The sequence below is a fragment of the Rahnella contaminans genome, from assembly GCF_011065485.1.
In the GTDB taxonomy this organism is placed as follows: Bacteria; Pseudomonadota; Gammaproteobacteria; order Enterobacterales; family Enterobacteriaceae; genus Rahnella; species Rahnella contaminans.
The window spans coordinates 410406-425093 of the sequence record NZ_JAADJS010000001.1; the positions used below are offsets into that span (position 1 = coordinate 410406).

General features: G+C 51.9%; 18 protein-coding genes. 16 read left to right on the forward strand and 2 right to left on the reverse strand.

Annotated elements, in window-relative coordinates; translation table 11 throughout:
* Window positions 1–10 precede the first annotated feature (10 nt).
* The 8 genes from GW579_RS01890 (at window position 11) to GW579_RS01925 (ending at window position 8149) form a co-directional block, all read left to right on the forward strand.
* Window positions 11–967: an ABC transporter permease gene (locus GW579_RS01890; RefSeq protein WP_165057190.1), complete on the forward strand. Its 957-nt coding sequence runs from the start codon at window positions 11–13 to the stop codon at window positions 965–967.
* The gene (locus tag GW579_RS01895; protein ID WP_165057192.1) at window positions 967–1824 is read left to right on the forward strand and encodes an ABC transporter permease; all 858 of its coding nucleotides are present in this window, start codon (window positions 967–969) and stop codon (window positions 1822–1824) included. The genes GW579_RS01890 and GW579_RS01895 overlap by 1 nt, the downstream gene beginning before the upstream one ends.
* Window positions 1817–2821 (forward strand): ABC transporter ATP-binding protein, encoded by a 1005-nt coding sequence (locus GW579_RS01900; protein ID WP_338105829.1) that lies wholly within the window; start codon window positions 1817–1819, stop codon window positions 2819–2821. The genes GW579_RS01895 and GW579_RS01900 overlap by 8 nt, the downstream gene beginning before the upstream one ends.
* Window positions 2818–3606 (forward strand): ABC transporter ATP-binding protein, encoded by a 789-nt coding sequence (locus GW579_RS01905; RefSeq protein ID WP_165057194.1) that lies wholly within the window; start codon window positions 2818–2820, stop codon window positions 3604–3606. Before GW579_RS01900 ends, GW579_RS01905 begins: the two co-directional genes overlap by 4 nt.
* Before the next feature lie 261 nt (window positions 3607–3867).
* Window positions 3868–6078 carry a catalase/peroxidase HPI gene (gene katG / locus GW579_RS01910; RefSeq protein ID WP_206738744.1) on the forward strand — a complete coding sequence of 737 codons (2211 nt, stop codon included), beginning with the start codon at window positions 3868–3870 and terminating at the stop codon, window positions 6076–6078.
* A gap of 388 nt (window positions 6079–6466) precedes the next feature.
* Window positions 6467–6952, forward strand: a complete 486-nt coding sequence (locus GW579_RS01915) for a nickel transporter (protein WP_152325977.1) — start codon at window positions 6467–6469, stop codon at window positions 6950–6952.
* A gap of 8 nt (window positions 6953–6960) precedes the next feature.
* The gene (locus GW579_RS01920) at window positions 6961–7434 is read left to right on the forward strand and encodes a hypothetical protein (RefSeq protein ID WP_165057195.1); all 474 of its coding nucleotides are present in this window, start codon (window positions 6961–6963) and stop codon (window positions 7432–7434) included.
* Between the two features lies 1 nt (window position 7435).
* Window positions 7436–8149: a hypothetical protein gene (locus GW579_RS01925; protein WP_152325979.1), complete on the forward strand. Its 714-nt coding sequence runs from the start codon at window positions 7436–7438 to the stop codon at window positions 8147–8149.
* Window positions 8150–8371: 222 nt separating this feature from the next.
* Here the strand turns inward: GW579_RS01925 and yajD are convergent, their stop codons facing one another.
* Together yajD and GW579_RS01935 are read right to left on the reverse strand one after the other, a co-directional pair.
* Window positions 8372–8719, reverse strand: coding sequence for an HNH nuclease YajD (gene yajD, locus GW579_RS01930; RefSeq protein ID WP_152325980.1), 348 nt, complete (start codon window positions 8717–8719; stop codon window positions 8372–8374).
* Window positions 8720–8866: 147 nt separating this feature from the next.
* Complete coding sequence (locus GW579_RS01935; protein ID WP_152325981.1) at window positions 8867–9055, reverse strand: YjfB family protein; 189 nt, start codon at window positions 9053–9055, stop codon at window positions 8867–8869.
* Window positions 9056–9249: 194 nt separating this feature from the next.
* On the opposite strand from GW579_RS01935, the gene GW579_RS01940 reads away from it, so the two are divergent.
* The 8 genes from GW579_RS01940 to GW579_RS01975 all read left to right on the forward strand — a co-directional run bounded on the left by GW579_RS01940 (window position 9250) and on the right by GW579_RS01975 (window position 14682).
* The gene (locus GW579_RS01940; protein ID WP_152325982.1) at window positions 9250–9453 is read left to right on the forward strand and encodes a DUF6434 domain-containing protein; all 204 of its coding nucleotides are present in this window, start codon (window positions 9250–9252) and stop codon (window positions 9451–9453) included.
* Window positions 9454–9601: 148 nt separating this feature from the next.
* Window positions 9602–10255 (forward strand): ECs1377 family protein, encoded by a 654-nt coding sequence (locus tag GW579_RS01945; protein ID WP_165058674.1) that lies wholly within the window; start codon window positions 9602–9604, stop codon window positions 10253–10255.
* A gap of 498 nt (window positions 10256–10753) precedes the next feature.
* On the forward strand, window positions 10754–11266 hold the full coding sequence (locus tag GW579_RS01950) for a fimbrial protein (protein ID WP_165057197.1): 513 nt from the start codon (window positions 10754–10756) through the stop codon (window positions 11264–11266).
* Window positions 11267–11351: 85 nt separating this feature from the next.
* The gene (locus tag GW579_RS01955; protein WP_152325985.1) at window positions 11352–12068 is read left to right on the forward strand and encodes a fimbrial biogenesis chaperone; all 717 of its coding nucleotides are present in this window, start codon (window positions 11352–11354) and stop codon (window positions 12066–12068) included.
* Window positions 12052–12588 (forward strand): fimbrial protein, encoded by a 537-nt coding sequence (locus tag GW579_RS23785; RefSeq protein WP_235937303.1) that lies wholly within the window; start codon window positions 12052–12054, stop codon window positions 12586–12588. Before GW579_RS01955 ends, GW579_RS23785 begins: the two co-directional genes overlap by 17 nt.
* A 120-nt stretch (window positions 12589–12708) precedes the next feature.
* Window positions 12709–13173: a fimbrial protein gene (locus tag GW579_RS01965; RefSeq protein ID WP_165057199.1), complete on the forward strand. Its 465-nt coding sequence runs from the start codon at window positions 12709–12711 to the stop codon at window positions 13171–13173.
* Window positions 13139–13927, forward strand: coding sequence for a fimbrial biogenesis chaperone (locus tag GW579_RS01970; RefSeq protein ID WP_165057201.1), 789 nt, complete (start codon window positions 13139–13141; stop codon window positions 13925–13927). Before GW579_RS01965 ends, GW579_RS01970 begins: the two co-directional genes overlap by 35 nt.
* Window positions 13924–14682, forward strand: a complete 759-nt coding sequence (locus GW579_RS01975; protein ID WP_165057203.1) for a fimbrial biogenesis chaperone — start codon at window positions 13924–13926, stop codon at window positions 14680–14682. Before GW579_RS01970 ends, GW579_RS01975 begins: the two co-directional genes overlap by 4 nt.
* Window positions 14683–14688: the final 6 nt, after the last annotated feature.

Consider the following 14688-nt stretch of genomic DNA (forward strand, 5'->3'; position numbering starts at 1 on the left):
GGAGAGATTTATGAAGTGGTTTCTGTTTCACCGGCTGATGGCGCTGTTGCCCGTATTGTTTGTGGTATCGCTGGTGGTGTTTTGCCTGGTACATCTGGCTCCGGGTGATCCGGTGCTGGTGATCCTCGGTAACGATGCCAGCCCGCAGGATATCGCAACGCTGCGCCAGCAGATGGGGTTGGATCAGCCGCTGCTGGCGCAGTTTGTGCGCTGGTTTGGTGCGGTGATTTCCGGTGATCTCGGCCACTCTTTGTTTCTCAATGCCAGCGTTACCGACCTGTTTATGCAGCACCTCGCGCCGACGATGTCGCTGGCATTTTACGCGCTGGCGATTGCGCTTACTTTCGGGCTGGCGGGGGGCGTGGTCAGCGCCTGGCAACATGGACGGCTGGCGGACAGGGTGATCCGGTCGCTGGCGACGTTCGGAATGTCGGTGCCGGGTTTCCTGCTGGGGCTGTTCCTGATCTTTGTCTTCGCCGTCAGGCTGCGGTGGTTTCCGGTGGTCGGTTATCGTTCCACCAACGATGACGGGTTGCTGAACCTCTGGTATCTGACGCTTCCGGCGATTGCGCTGGGGTTTCGCATTGCGGCGCTGATCTCGCGCATGACACGCGCGGTGATGCTCGACGTTTTGCAGGAGAATTACATCAATACTGCCCGCGCCAAAGGCGTGCCGGAATCTCTGGTTTTGCTGCGTCACACGTTGAAAAACGCGCTGATCCCGGTGCTTACTATTTGCGGTGAATCTTTTGCCTCGCTGGTCACAGGAACGATTGTCATTGAAAGTGTATTCGGTATTCCGGGTATCGGTTCACTGATTGTGGACTCCATTGAACGACGCGACTTTACTGTGATTCAGGGGGTGGTACTGCTGATTACCGTCTGCTACGTGCTGATCAATTTGCTGGTTGATGTGCTCAGTTATCTGGCCGATCCGCGACTGTCCGTTGAAGGAAGTGAAAACTGATGCTGCATAACAATACCAGGCTGTTTTTCTGGGGCGGCGTGCTGGTGGCGATTGTGTTGCTCTCATTTTGCAGCAGCCTGTTTAGCCCTTACGACGCCTACAGTATTGACCCGCTAAGCCGCCTTAAACCGCCGGATGCTGCGCACTGGTTTGGCACAGATAATTTTGGCCGGGACCTGTTTGTACGGGTTGCCGTGGCGGTACGCGTTTCACTGTCCGTCGGTGCGGCAGTGGCGCTGACTGCCGGATTTACGGGGCTGACCGTCGGGCTGCTGTGCGCCTGGTTCCGCCCGCTGGACCTGATTCTGATGCGTGTGTGCGACGGCCTGTTTGCCTTCCCTTCATTACTGCTGGCGATCGCAATTGTCGGCGTGCTGGGGCCGAATATCGCCAATGTGGTGCTGGCGTTATCGCTGGTGTATGTGCCGTCGATAGCCCGTGTTATCCGCGGCGCGGCGATGGTGGTCAAAGAGAAAAATTTCATTGAAGCGCTGCGGGCGCAGGGCGCGTCGTCCGGGCGCATCATCTGGTTGCACCTGCTACCGAATGTCATTTCGCCGCTAATTGTGCAGGTGACGTGGGTCTTTTCGGTGGCGATCCTGACGGAAGCGGCGCTGAGTTTTCTCGGCTCCGGTGTGCCTGCGCCCACGCCAAGCCTCGGTAATTTATTACTGGAAGGCAAAGCGGTGATTTTCACTGCGTGGTGGATGACATTTTTTCCCGGGATCGCCATCGTGCTGCTGATTCTGGCGCTCAATATCATCGGGGATGATTTGCGTGACGGCGCGGAACCGGGCCTGAAAGCCCTGCCGGTGCGCGTCATGCGTCAGTTGAAAAAAGGAGCACAGCGTGGCTGATCCTCTCGACGAACCACACCTGCTGCGGGTGAATAATTTGCAGGTCAGCTTTGCGACGCCAAAAGGCGTGGTGACGCCGGTGCGCGATGTCTCTTTTGACGTTGGGCGCCATGAAACACTCGGCATTATCGGCGAATCCGGCTGCGGTAAAAGCGTCACTGCGCAGGCGCTGATGGGGTTACTGACGCCGCGAACCAGCCGGGTTGATGGCGAAATTATACTTTCCGGCGAACGGCTGGATGTGCTTTCGTCAGGAACCCGCAGGCGGCGCAGCGGTCGTGATATCGCAATGATTTTTCAGGATCCGCTGTCCAGTTTAAATCCGGTTTTCACCATTGGCTTTCAGATTGAAGAAAGCCTGCGTTTGCATACGTCACTGAAGCGGCAGCAGCGTCGGGAAAAAGTTATCAGCCTGCTGGAACAGGTCGGGATCCCCGAACCGGCACGCTGCGCCAGCGCTTATCCGCATGAGCTTTCGGGAGGGATGCGTCAGCGCGTGATGATTGCGATAGCCGTCTCCAATGCGCCTTCGTTGCTCATTGCCGATGAGCCTACGACCGCACTGGACGCGACCATTCAGGCGCAGATTCTGGATCTGCTCGATGACATTAAACGGCAGTCTGCGATGGGTATTGTGATTATCACGCACGATCTCAGCGTGGTGGCGAGGCTTTGCCAGCGCGTCGTCGTGCTCTATGCCGGGCAAGTGGTGGAGGAAACGGACGTTGTGACGCTGTTTCAACATCCGCGTCATCCGTATACGCGGGCACTGCTGGCGGCACGGCCATCTGCCGGTCGGGAACCCAAATCCCGGCTGGATGAAATTCGCGGCAGCGTTCCGGCACTTGACGCTTTACCGCCGGGCTGTGCCTTTGCCGGACGCTGCTCCCAAGCAACAACGCGGTGCCTTGAAGACTCGCCGCCGCTGCGTACGCTGGGTGGCGCGCCCCATCAGGTGCGCTGCTGGTACGCTGAAAACACAGGATCCCCTTCATGAGCCAGCCACTGCTGCGGGTCGATAATTTGTCGAAAACCTTTCACCGGCGCGGGCACAGCGTCCACGCCGTACAAGGTGTCAGTTTCACGATCCATGCCGGGGAAACCTACGCGCTGGTCGGGGAGTCTGGTAGCGGGAAAAGCACCACCGGACGCACAATTTTAGGGCTGACGCCCGCCTCAGGTGGAACAGTCGAGTTTGACGGCGTGCCGCTGCTGACGCGCAACGCCGCACAATGGCGGAGCCTGCGCAAAGACATTCAGATCATTTTTCAGGATCCGCTTTCAACGCTTGACCCGAGACGTACCGTGGGCTACAGCATCGAAGAACCGCTGATTATTCATGGCGTAAAAGATGCCAATCAACGGAAGAAGGCTGTGGTGGAAATGCTGGTACAGGTCGGGCTCAATGCCACCGATGCCGGGCGTTATCCGCAGCAGTTTTCCGGCGGACAGCGGCAGCGTATCGGCATTGCTCGGGCGCTTATCCTGCGTCCAAAGCTGATCGTTTGTGATGAACCGGTTTCCGCGCTGGACGTATCGATTCAGTCGCAAATTCTCAATTTGCTGATGTCGCTCCAGCGTGAATACGGGCTGGCCTATCTGTTTATCTCGCATGATTTAAATGTCGTGCGGCACGTCGCGGATCGGGTCGGCGTGATGTATCAGGGAAGAATCGTCGAAGAAGGGGAAAGCGGGGCACTTTTCACACAGCCACAGCATGAATACACACGGTATTTGCTGAAAGCCATTTTGCCTGCGGAGCCGGTGGCCTCTGCGCGCTAACGGCGCTGCGTGACGATAAAAAACCCAAAGCCCGCTCAATCTCCTGCGCGGGCTTTTTTCATTTTGCGACACCGGCAAAGTAGCCTTTTACTTTAACTGGCTATTCTATAATCAGTGTCGGGATTCAGAAATTGTGGAAACTCACAGAACGAACGCTGAGATCAGAAGGGAAGGTCTATCAAATGCATAGGATGTTCCAGATGTGACTGGTTTAAATCCGCGTATAGAGTAGCAATGAGACTACATAACAGGAGTGTGAGCATGAGCAGTTCTATTGATGAAGAAGCAAACGACGCAAAACCCATTGTTGAAGCAGAGCGTGAAGCCTCCGGCGGTAAATGTCCTTTTCATGCAGGAAAAACGAATGAAACGTCTGGCGGCGGGACAAGCAATCGCGACTGGTGGCCAAACCAGCTCAGAACCGATTTACTGAACCAGCATTCCGCCCGCTCAAACCCGTTGGGCGAGGCGTTTGATTACCGCAAAGAATTCGCCAAATTAGATTACTCCGCGCTCAAAGCCGATATCAAAGGCGTCCTGACCGAGTCGCAACCCTGGTGGCCTGCCGACTGGGGCAGCTACATTGGTCTTTTCATCCGCCTGGCATGGCACAGCGCCGGGACATACCGTTCCGTTGACGGCCGTGGTGGTTCAGGCCGTGGTCAGCAACGTTTTGCACCGCTGAACTCCTGGCCGGATAACGTCAGCCTCGACAAAGCGCGCCGCCTGCTGTGGCCGGTGAAACAAAAATACGGCCAAAAAATTTCCTGGGCCGATCTCTATATTCTGGCGGGTAATGTCGCGCTGGAGAATTCCGGTTTCCGCACCTTTGGATTTGGTGCCGGGCGTGAAGACGTCTGGGAACCGGATCTGGATGTGAACTGGGGCGACGAAACCACCTGGCTGGAACATCGTCATCCTGAAGAACTTGCCAAATCTCCATTGGGCGCCACCGAAATGGGGCTGATTTACGTCAACCCTGAGGGCCCGAACCACAGCGGTGATCCGGCCTCTGCGGCTCCGGCCATCCGCGCCACGTTCGGCAACATGGGCATGAACGATGAAGAAATTGTCGCGTTAATCGCCGGTGGCCATACGCTGGGTAAAACTCACGGTGCCGCACAAGCCAGCCATGTGGACGTTGACCCGGAAACCGCTCCGATCGAAGCGCAGGGTCTGGGTTGGGCAAACAGCTACGGCAGCGGTGCCGGGCCGGATGCCATCACGTCCGGTCTGGAAGTCATCTGGTCGCAAACGCCAACCCAGTGGAGCAACTACTTCTTCGAAAACCTGTTCAAATATGAGTGGGTGCAGACCCGCAGCCCGGCGGGCGCTATTCAGTTTGAAGCGGCCGATGCGCCGGATATCATTCCTGATCCGTTCGATACTTCGAAAAAACGCAAACCGACCATGCTGGTCACTGACCTGACGCTGCGATTTGACCCGGAATTTGAGAGGATTTCGCGCCGGTTCCACAGCGATCCTCAGGCCTTTAACGAAGCATTTGCCAGAGCCTGGTACAAACTGACCCACCGCGATATGGGGCCGAAAGCGCGTTATATCGGGCCGGAAGTGCCGAAAGAAGACTTAATCTGGCAGGATCCGTTGCCGGTGCCGGTTTATCATCCGACCGTTGCTGATATCGCCGTGCTGAAAGAGAAGATTGCGGCGTCCGGCCTGACGGCGGGCGAACTGGCGTCGGTGGCGTGGGCATCGGCCTCGACGTTCCGTGGCGGTGATAAACGCGGCGGGGCAAACGGTGCGCGTCTTGCGTTACTGCCGCAAAGACAATGGGATGTTAACGCCGCAGCGGTGCGCGTGTTGCCTGTGCTGGAGTCCATTCAGCAGTCGCATCCGAAAGCGTCGCTGGCGGATGTGATTGTGCTGGCGGGCGTCGTCGGTGTGGAAAAAGCAGCGAAAGCGGCTAACGTCGACATCGACGTCCCGTTCACGCCGGGGCGTGTGGATGCGCGTCAGGATCAGACCGATGTTGAGTCGTTTGATTTGCTCAAACCGAGAGCCGATGGTTTCCGCAACTATCGCGGTGATACCGGCAAAACCTCGACTGAAAATCTCCTGATCGACAAGGCCCAGCAACTGACGCTGACCGTACCGGAGTTAACGGTACTGATTGGCGGATTGCGTGCGCTGGGAACCAACTTCGACGGCAGCCAGCACGGCGTATTCACGGATAAAACCGGTGAGCTGAACGCGGACTTCTTCACCAATCTGCTCGATATGCGCACTGAATGGAAAGCCACTGATTCCACCGGTGAACGTTTCGAAGGTCGTGACCGCGTCACGGGGGAATCCAAATTCACCGCCACCCGCGCCGATCTGGTGTTTGGCTCGAATGCCGTTCTGCGTGCCAGCGCCGAGGTTTACGCCAGCAGCGATGCGAAAGAGAAATTCGTGAAGGACTTCGTCGCCGCCTGGACCAAAGTAATGAATCTGGACCGTTTTGATATTTGAGATGGGGTGAGTTGAAGTATTAAGTTGAAAGCCCGCCCGGAAGATTGGGTGGGCTTTTTTGTTTTTTGGCTGAATGATGATGGAATAGAAAAGCGCGGGGATAATTCCTGGCACGGAATTGATAAATCGCCAGCGCATAGCGTAACTCGCTGCTACTTGCGGATAGTCCGTTTTTCCCAGCCAGCCGGCGTTGTAGCCTGCAGCAACCGGCGCAGGGTTTCGGGGGCTTGAAGTGCCGCGACGGTATATTTGATAAAAAAACTAAAGATTTCAAAGGGGATGCCGATAATAGCTTTTACATAAACTAATTTGAATGCTCTGACTTTATTTAAAGCCTGTAGCCGTCAAAGTTTTGTTAACAGTCAATTATCAACTAAGAGGTTAAGGAATGAGCGAAGACATTGAGCAGAAAATTGAAAATAGCATCTCCGATATAATTACCCTTTTCAATCTTGAGAATGAAGAAAATGAATATCAATTTAGACTTTTTAAGAACCATTTAGTCAGTGAGTTAACTAACACCCTGAGTCTGGAGTTTCTAAAGGAACGTCTGAATGTCATTTACACGTACGAGAGAAACTACCTCGAATTACTCAAAGAGTTTAAAGAGGAAATAAAATTTGCCGGTACTTTACAGGAGGACTTAAGAAAAGAACGTGCAAAATTCTTCTCCGGGGTACTTGATGAAGTTTCTAACACGTTAAAGAACTCTCAGGTTGATGACAGGGTCGCAGCTTCATGGATCAAAGAACTGGTAAGCAGCTATACAAAAAGCTTAGATGTCAGTGAGGGACTGGTTGATGAAGGGACCTTAAATAGTCTTGGTAAAATACGAGATATGGCAAAAGAAGAAAAAGATACGTTAGATCAGTGAGGTAATTTATGGCTGATTGCGAATTGATATCAGTTCTTGATCTTTTGCGTCAATCGAGACAAAAACTTATATTGAGAACAACAACTCACTCTGTCGATTTTTTCTCAAATCTTTTTTTATTTGAGAAAAATGAAATGGGTCTGAAACTTCTCTTTGAAAAAGAGAAGACGCAATTTATAAATACTCACTTTCTTTTTCCTGAAGAAGATACCAGTTCAATACATTCTGATTTTTATAATTCAGCCATTAAAAGATTAATATGTTTGCTCTCTGAAGAGGAATCTTCCGTGCATGAAAGCATATCCTCTTCTATTTTCTATAAAAATTTGGCTTCTACGAAGATTGAATTTCTAGACTTGCTTATAAATATGGAAGAGAAATCATCACTCAACCTATCTCAGTTGAAGTACCTTATCATTAAAGATAACCGACTCTTTGAGAGAGAAATGGAAAGACTAACAACAGGAACAAAAGGAAGCTAAAATGAGCATGTTTAGTAAATTTGGAAGCGTTATTATAGATTTAGTTAAAGCGCCGTTAGATGCGGTAAGTGATCTGATCAGAGAACCATCAAAACGTTGGGAACATCAACGCAACGAAACTGAAAGGAATTCAGATCACGAAAGAACAATACGGATGAAAGAGCTTGAGGTAGAGCTAAGGATTAAAGAAGAAACGGGCGTAAGAAAAGCGTTAATTGACCTTGAGGAAATTGTAAAAGATAATGATTTCCAGCGCATGATGATGACTACCGATGCTATCAAAAAGTATCAAAAGGAATTAACTATTCTTAATACGGAGACAATAAAAGCTATTGGTGAAATGCATCTTGACCTCAAGAAAAAGGCTCAGGATCTCGTCCATAGTAAAACATTGCAATATAGAGATCTCCAGGATGAGGCCATGAATAGAGCCATGAGCGAACTCCTCGAAATTGAAAATAAGTTCGGTGATAATGTGGCTGCCCAGAATATTCTCATTAAGGCCGTAGATGTAAAACTTTCGAATATTATCAACACGGCGAATAATTTTTTAATGGAACTTAACAGGGATATTGTGATTTTAAATAATGACATAAGCATGCTGTCAAAACAAGGTCAAAAATTCATTGAAGATCATCTCAACAGGATAGCCATCAACGGTGGCTTAAATGAAAGAAAAGAAAAAATAATAAACCCTAAAGAACTATTGGAATAATTTGATTACGATAGTCACACAGCACAATAAAAGGAGGCTATTTACGCAGGCCTCCTTGTGTAATTAATCTTTAATAGTTCGGGACGGCTAACTTACTGTGGAGTTGTAGACGATTTCGCTGTTATCCTGAAAGCGTTACCTCTGTAACGTCCGCTTCTCAACGACAAGATACCCTGAGTGTTATCTCTGGCGGTTTGGCCACAGAAGCGGACAGATCTAAAACTACTTCTTCTTATTCAGCATCGACTTTAAATCAGCAAACGGATTGTAGGTTGCCGCATCCACATCATCTTGTGCGTCTTCGCCTGCGACTACGCGGGTGCCGTACTGATCCGCTTCGGTGTATTTTGAATGTTCATGGTCATGACAATACAGACACAACAATTCCCAGTTACTGCCGTCTTCCGGGTTGTTGGTGTGATCGTGATCGATGTGGTGAACCGTTAATTCCCGCAGGTTTGAATAAACAAATTCCCGCGTGCAGCGTCCACAGACCCAAGGATAGATTTTGAGGGCTTTTTCACGATATCCGCTTTCTAAGCGCGCGTAGTTTTTTGGGATCAGAGCCATTGGCGATGTTACCTGTCATAAAGAGATTGCCGTAATATATCTCATAACGGCGCAGTCGCCCAACGCTCTGCATGTGACGGAGAGTCAGAAACTGACACTGCTGAAAACGCGGTGCATTCATCAACAGTGAACAGGTGAAAAGCGGGTTCAGACGGTGATATTGATATTGCGCCCGATCGCCGGATTAGCAGGTAGCTGCGGGATCGATTCGATGAGACTGGCAGCGGTTGACTGCTGGTTATCCAGCGTCTTTTTCAACATCAGGGTGTCAACTTTGTTGCTCAGATCCAGATTATCAAGCCCGGTCGCCAGTGAAGCAATTTGCGATACATCCATTTCGTTCTCCTGTTTAATGCAGCAAAAAAGAACTCTCAGGGAAGTTATCGGCATTTTGGGAGAAAACTTTAATTTGTTGTTTGACTGGACTGTTTAAGGCGGACGTTAAAATACTACGGTGATATGGAAAATAAAAAGCAGCTGATTTAAGGTTAACGGCTTTCCCCTTATTGGCTTTTTCAGGAGCAGGACCCATGAAAACGGACTGGCACAGTGCATCACTCACACCCGCTACAATCGTCGATAAAGAGTATAAAAACACGCAAAACGTTCGTCGTTTCATGACTGAACATTGCGGAGAGGAATTCCGGTTCAACCGTGATTTCATGGCATGGATACGCAATGATATTCCAAAGACGTTGGGCGATGTTGTGGATGAATGGAAACGCAGGCAGTAAACGGTGCCCGGTCTGCGTAAATCAGGGCATATACCGGGTAGGGCGTTGTACCGTTAAAAGAGCAAAAAAACGATATTTCTGTCGCGTAAACACCGGTATGTGATTTAGTTTTATACGGTTTGATGACAGACATGTGCGGGGAATAATGATGAGTGAACGTATCGACTATCAGATCGAAAAATACCAATTTGCAGCAATAGACGAATCCCCCCGGCTAACGCAGCAGTGGGCGGAGGTGACAGAAGAGTGCCGGCAGATAAAAGCCGGAAGTGAAGAGCGGCTGCACATTGCGTTGCTGAATGTTGATTACGTCACCAGCTTTGAAATACCGTTTCGCCTCCAGTTGATCCGTGCCCCGCAGCTGATAGATCAACTGCGTAAAACGCTGCCGTTAGGCCGCAAACCTGTCACCATCAGCGAAAGCCGGTATGGTTGTGTGTATAGCATCAGGGCCGATCTGAACAATGTCCCCGATGCTTTTCGCTACCGCTTCACCCACCGGATCCGTCGCGTGACGGCGGATGGCGTGACCACTGCCGCGTACCAGGAAATTGCAAAACAGATTAAAGCGCCGCGTGAACGTCTGCGTCTGGCGCTGGAAGCCGGTTTATCTGTCACCGCGCTTGATGGTTTATTCTGGTTTGGCATGCAGCGTATCGCCGCTGACATCTCAACGCTGAGAAAGTCCGGTATGAGAATTTCCACCGCTGAGGCCGAAGCCTTCGATAATCTGACAGGCACCACGCGGCGGGTTCCTGTTTACCGCTTAGGGCTTCCCCTGGAAAATAATAAAACCGCTTAGTCTCCTGAGCGGGCTTTTCTAAATTCGTTGTCTCTGGCAACGCCGGAAGCACTCAACCAAAGTTGATCGGTTGATTTTATGCACGGAACACCGGCGGGCAGAATCTAACCACGAGCGGCCCCATGAATCCCTGAATAACCTGACGCCGGAAGAATACCGGCTGAGAGACTGGAAATCTCAAAAAAACGCGTGGAACGGCAACTGGGATACTTACGCCGTAAAACGGCAACAACCTATTATTTAATTTACGCCATCCTTTTACGATGGCTTTATTTTATCTGATGATTCCGTTATATTTTTCTCTCCTCAGCCCTTTCAAAAAATTACCTTCTTGAAATATCCTTCATCCTACAGCCGTAGTCTGGCACCTTCATTAAAATAATCTCCCTCTGATATCCGGAAACCCTTCGCAAACGTATTATTACCGCATCAGCCAAGGCAGGCTGAAGTTAAGTATTTCCATTGTAATAACACATATATCTAATGAAGGATTTTGTAATGAAAAAAATTATCGCCCTTGCTCCCGTTGCTCTGATTATGGGTATTGCTGGTCAGGTTCAGGCTGCAACTCAGGCTGATGTCCAGTTGCAGGGCACTATTGTAGACACCACTTGTGAAGTGACTGCAAATAATGGTGCTGCAACGTTGAACGTGGGTTCTTTCTCAAAATCTGCGTTCACTACCGCTAAGCAACAAGTTGGTCAGGAGCCGCTGCTGGTTTCCCTGAAAAATTGTAGCGAAGACGAAACAGGCGCACTGCAGGTTTCCGGCATTGTTACCACTGGCACTGACAACCTGTTCCTGAGCGATGTTAACCAGACAGCGGGTTTCATGCTGACTCAGAAAGATAACCTCACTCAGGTTAAAAACAACACCAGCATTCCGTTGACCGCTGACGCTACCGGCGCAGTGGACTATACCTTCACCGCGGGTATGGCCGTCATGGATGCTACCAACGTAATGCCAGGCGCATATACCGCTCCGATCAAAATCTCTTACGTGAGTAACTAAGAGTTTAGATCCCTGGTACGACACTGAGTAAAAAAAGAGAGGGACTTTTTAGCCTCTCTTTTTCATTTAACGGACAGAGAATATTATGAAGTTTTACCGCAAGTTGGGCGTTGTATTAAGCCTGAGTCTGTTATTGAGCGAGCCGGTATTAGCCAGTATTGGCATCGGTGCATCCCGCGTTATTTTTGCAGGATCTGATAGCAGTCAGAGCATTGACATTAATAACCGTTCCCATAATCAACCTTATCTTATTAATGTCGGCATTTCAGACAGTCTGACCGCTAAATCAACGGACAGCGCTTTTATGCCTGCGCCGGCATTATTTCGTATTGAACCGGATACCACCAATAAACTCCGTATCCTGAGAAAAACAAATAATTTACCCCGCGACAGAGAGTCCGTTTTTTATCTGAATATTATGGCAATCCCGACCAGTAAAGCGGGACAGGATAATAATGACAATACGGTAGGCGGAACGCTGCAAATTGCCACCGGAAATACGCTGAAGCTGTTTAACCGTCCGGCTGATTTGCCGATGACGCATAAAACGGCCATGGGCAAATTACAGTTTTCCCGCGCGGGTGAGGGCATAAAAGTGACAAACCCGACGCCTTATTATATTTCCCTGAACAAACTGCTGGTGGATGGTAAGGCAGTCAGACTCGATGTCATTAAAGGCACCAGTATGATTGCGCCATTTTCTGCCAGTCACTATCCGGTGAGCGCCGGGCAGGGCAAAGCAGAATGGGCAGCAATCAACGATTTTGGTGGAGTGGAGACGTTCCATGGCACGGTTAACTAAGCCTTTAGCATCCGGCATTTTGCTGATGCTATGCGGCATCTCTGGCGGACAGGCGGCGACCACGGACATGAAAGCCACGGTGGTAGATGGCAATTGCCAGGTCGCAGTGGATACCGCGACCATCACGTTCCCGAACCGGGACGTTTCGCAATTCAGCAGCGGTACGGCAGCGATCCTTCCGCTGGGCGTGAACGTAAACTGCGAAGGAATGCAGGGTAAAGCCCCGTCACTGACCGTGACCGGTGAATCTTCTCAGCTTAGTGACACCCGGTTGTACCGCGCGGCCAGTTCGACGGCGCAGTTCGTCGGTTTCATGCTGAAAAAGGGCACGCTGAACAACCTGACAGATTTTTATAACGCCACAGGCACAGTAGCACCGGGCGACACGGTCGCCCTGACGCAGGATAACGGCAGTTTTGTGCAGCCCTTTTCCGTGGGACTTGTGCAGGGCGCCGGTGATCCGCAGCTGAATGCCGGAACGGTCAGCGCAAAAATCACGTTTGCCTTTATCTTTCCCTGACGCTTTCTACAGATAAACAAAATGAAAAATCACAACATTTTATCAGGGCACCTGACCGCTCTGAGGGCTGTCTTTTGTCTGTGTCTGCTGGCGATAACCGCCCGCGCAGGGGCGGCAGATGTGCAATTCACCGCCAGGTTTCAGGCGCCCACCTGTCAGGTTTCTGCCCCCCCTGTGCTGGATTTCGGTTCGGTGCAGTCGTCCGGGATCCGCAGCGGAGACAGCCTGGCGAATCCGTTGCCGCTGGCGATCACCCTCACGCAATGCGCCGGTTTTGTCGGTGCAGTGCAAAAACCGGGCGTGAAAGTCTCCGGTACCGGCAACACCGCTTCGGGAGATTTTTTGTTCCTGCAACCGGGGACTTCTCAGGTGGTGAATTACGGGGTGCGCATTGTCACCGCTCAGGGTGACGTGGTGGATAACACCACCGTGCTGCCGGTAGCGCTGGATGGGTCAGGTTTTGACGGTGGCAGCGCCAGCATTGCGCTGAAAGCAGCGTTGTCCTGTGGCAACCAATGCAACGACGCCGCCACCAAAGGAGGAACGTTAAATGCCAGCGTCACCTTCGATTTCGTCTATCAGTAAGGGGCTTCCTGTGCATTTTATTCCTCTGTTTTTACGCCGTGTGCTGCTGTGCGCCGGGTTAATGATGACGCTGACTCACAACGCTGCCGCCGCCGGTGACGGGATCAGCCTCAGCCGGACGCGGGTCATTTTCCAGTCCACCGACAGTGCGCAAACGCTGACGATCCAAAACCACGGTTCGCGGCCCTATCTGGTGCAGTCTGCGGTTGTCGGTTCGCCGCAGGGGCGTGAAGCGGCACCTTTTATGACCACGCCGCCGCTGTTCCGGCTGGAAGAAAACAGCAAAAACAGCCTGCGGATTTTGCGAAAGGGCGATGGCGCGCTGCCTGCCGATCGTGAATCGGTATTTTATTTCACCGCGATCGCCGTGCCAGCCATGACGCAACCGAAAGACGCGGAAGAGGCCTCGCTGGCGGCGCGTATTTCCGTCGGCATTCAGAACACCATCAAGCTGTTTTATCGCCCGGTGGGTCTGGCTATGACGGCAGAAGAAGCGCAGGGGCGCCTGACGTTCCATCTTCAGGATGGCAGCGTTGAGGTGAAAAACCCGACGCCTTATTACCTGACGTTTTCGCGTCTGGCGTTTGACGGTCGTGATGTCGCGGTGCGCGATGTTGTGCCGATGATTGCGCCTTTTTCACAGGCCAGTTATCCGGTAACAGGGGCTGTGCGGCAGGCGCAGTGGACGGTGATCAATGATTACGGCGGTAACAGCCCGCTGTTCACTGCGCCGGTGCAGGGCGGGAGCAAATGATGAAGCGTTTCCTGAAAGTGCCGCTGCTCATCGCCATGCTGGCCGCGGCGTTGCCGTGTCTGGCCGCGCAGGAACACCCTGACGGCTTGTCGATCAATCAGTTCCGCATTGTGTATCCGGCTTCTGAAACCAAAGGCATTACCTGGTCAATGACTAACAACACTCACCGCGCCTATCTGATGCAGTCGTGGGTACGCCCGCTGGATCAGGCGACCGGATTGCCGGTGGCCGAAGAAGACAACAAAGGCCCGCGCGATGCGCTTCCGCTGCTGGTGACACCGCCGCTCAAACGCGTCGATCCCGGCGAACCGCTGACGCTGCGACTGCGCCAGACCGGCTCGTCGCTGCCGCAGGACAGGGAATCCGTCTTTTATCTTTCGGTGAAAGGCATCCCGTCGGCGCCGGATAAAGCCAGCCAGACCGGGGGACAGCTGGTCGTCGCCGTGGTGAACAACATGAAACTGTTTTATCGCCCGGCGGGTTTACCGGCAGGCGGTGTGACAAAGGCGTCAGAGCAGCTTCGTTTCAGTCTGCAGGGCGATGCGCTGGTGGTGGATAACCCGACGCCGTTTTACCTCAATTTCAGCCAGCTGAAAGTGGGAGGCCAGGCACTTCCTGCCGCCACACTGCGCACGCTGGTTCCGCCAAAAGGGCAGCAGCGTTATCCGGTGCCGAAAGGGGCGCGTAATGAGGTGGAATGGCAGGTGATCGGAGAAGACAGCCGGCCAACGCCAGTGCAGCACAAAACGTTATAAAACAAG

Bases quoted from the DNA above. Each gene is read 5' to 3' on its own strand.
- GW579_RS01890 (WP_165057190.1), top strand. From the start codon at position 11: ATGAAGTGGTTTCTGTTTCACCGGCTGATGGCGCTGTTGCCCGTATTG.
- GW579_RS01895 (WP_165057192.1), top strand. From the start codon at position 967: ATGCTGCATAACAATACCAGGCTGTTTTTCTGGGGCGGCGTGCTGGTG.
- GW579_RS01905 (WP_165057194.1), top strand. From the start codon at position 2,818: ATGAGCCAGCCACTGCTGCGGGTCGATAATTTGTCGAAAACCTTTCAC.
- katG (WP_206738744.1), top strand. From the start codon at position 3,868: ATGAGCAGTTCTATTGATGAAGAAGCAAACGACGCAAAACCCATTGTT.
- GW579_RS01915 (WP_152325977.1), top strand. From the start codon at position 6,467: ATGAGCGAAGACATTGAGCAGAAAATTGAAAATAGCATCTCCGATATA.
- GW579_RS01920 (WP_165057195.1), top strand. From the start codon at position 6,961: ATGGCTGATTGCGAATTGATATCAGTTCTTGATCTTTTGCGTCAATCG.
- GW579_RS01925 (WP_152325979.1), top strand. From the start codon at position 7,436: ATGAGCATGTTTAGTAAATTTGGAAGCGTTATTATAGATTTAGTTAAA.
- yajD (WP_152325980.1), bottom strand. From the start codon at position 8,719: ATGGCTCTGATCCCAAAAAACTACGCGCGCTTAGAAAGCGGATATCGT.
- GW579_RS01935 (WP_152325981.1), bottom strand. From the start codon at position 9,055: ATGGATGTATCGCAAATTGCTTCACTGGCGACCGGGCTTGATAATCTG.
- GW579_RS01940 (WP_152325982.1), top strand. From the start codon at position 9,250: ATGAAAACGGACTGGCACAGTGCATCACTCACACCCGCTACAATCGTC.
- GW579_RS01945 (WP_165058674.1), top strand. From the start codon at position 9,602: ATGAGTGAACGTATCGACTATCAGATCGAAAAATACCAATTTGCAGCA.
- GW579_RS01950 (WP_165057197.1), top strand. From the start codon at position 10,754: ATGAAAAAAATTATCGCCCTTGCTCCCGTTGCTCTGATTATGGGTATT.
- GW579_RS01955 (WP_152325985.1), top strand. From the start codon at position 11,352: ATGAAGTTTTACCGCAAGTTGGGCGTTGTATTAAGCCTGAGTCTGTTA.
- GW579_RS23785 (WP_235937303.1), top strand. From the start codon at position 12,052: ATGGCACGGTTAACTAAGCCTTTAGCATCCGGCATTTTGCTGATGCTA.
- GW579_RS01970 (WP_165057201.1), top strand. From the start codon at position 13,139: ATGCCAGCGTCACCTTCGATTTCGTCTATCAGTAAGGGGCTTCCTGTG.
- GW579_RS01975 (WP_165057203.1), top strand. From the start codon at position 13,924: ATGATGAAGCGTTTCCTGAAAGTGCCGCTGCTCATCGCCATGCTGGCC.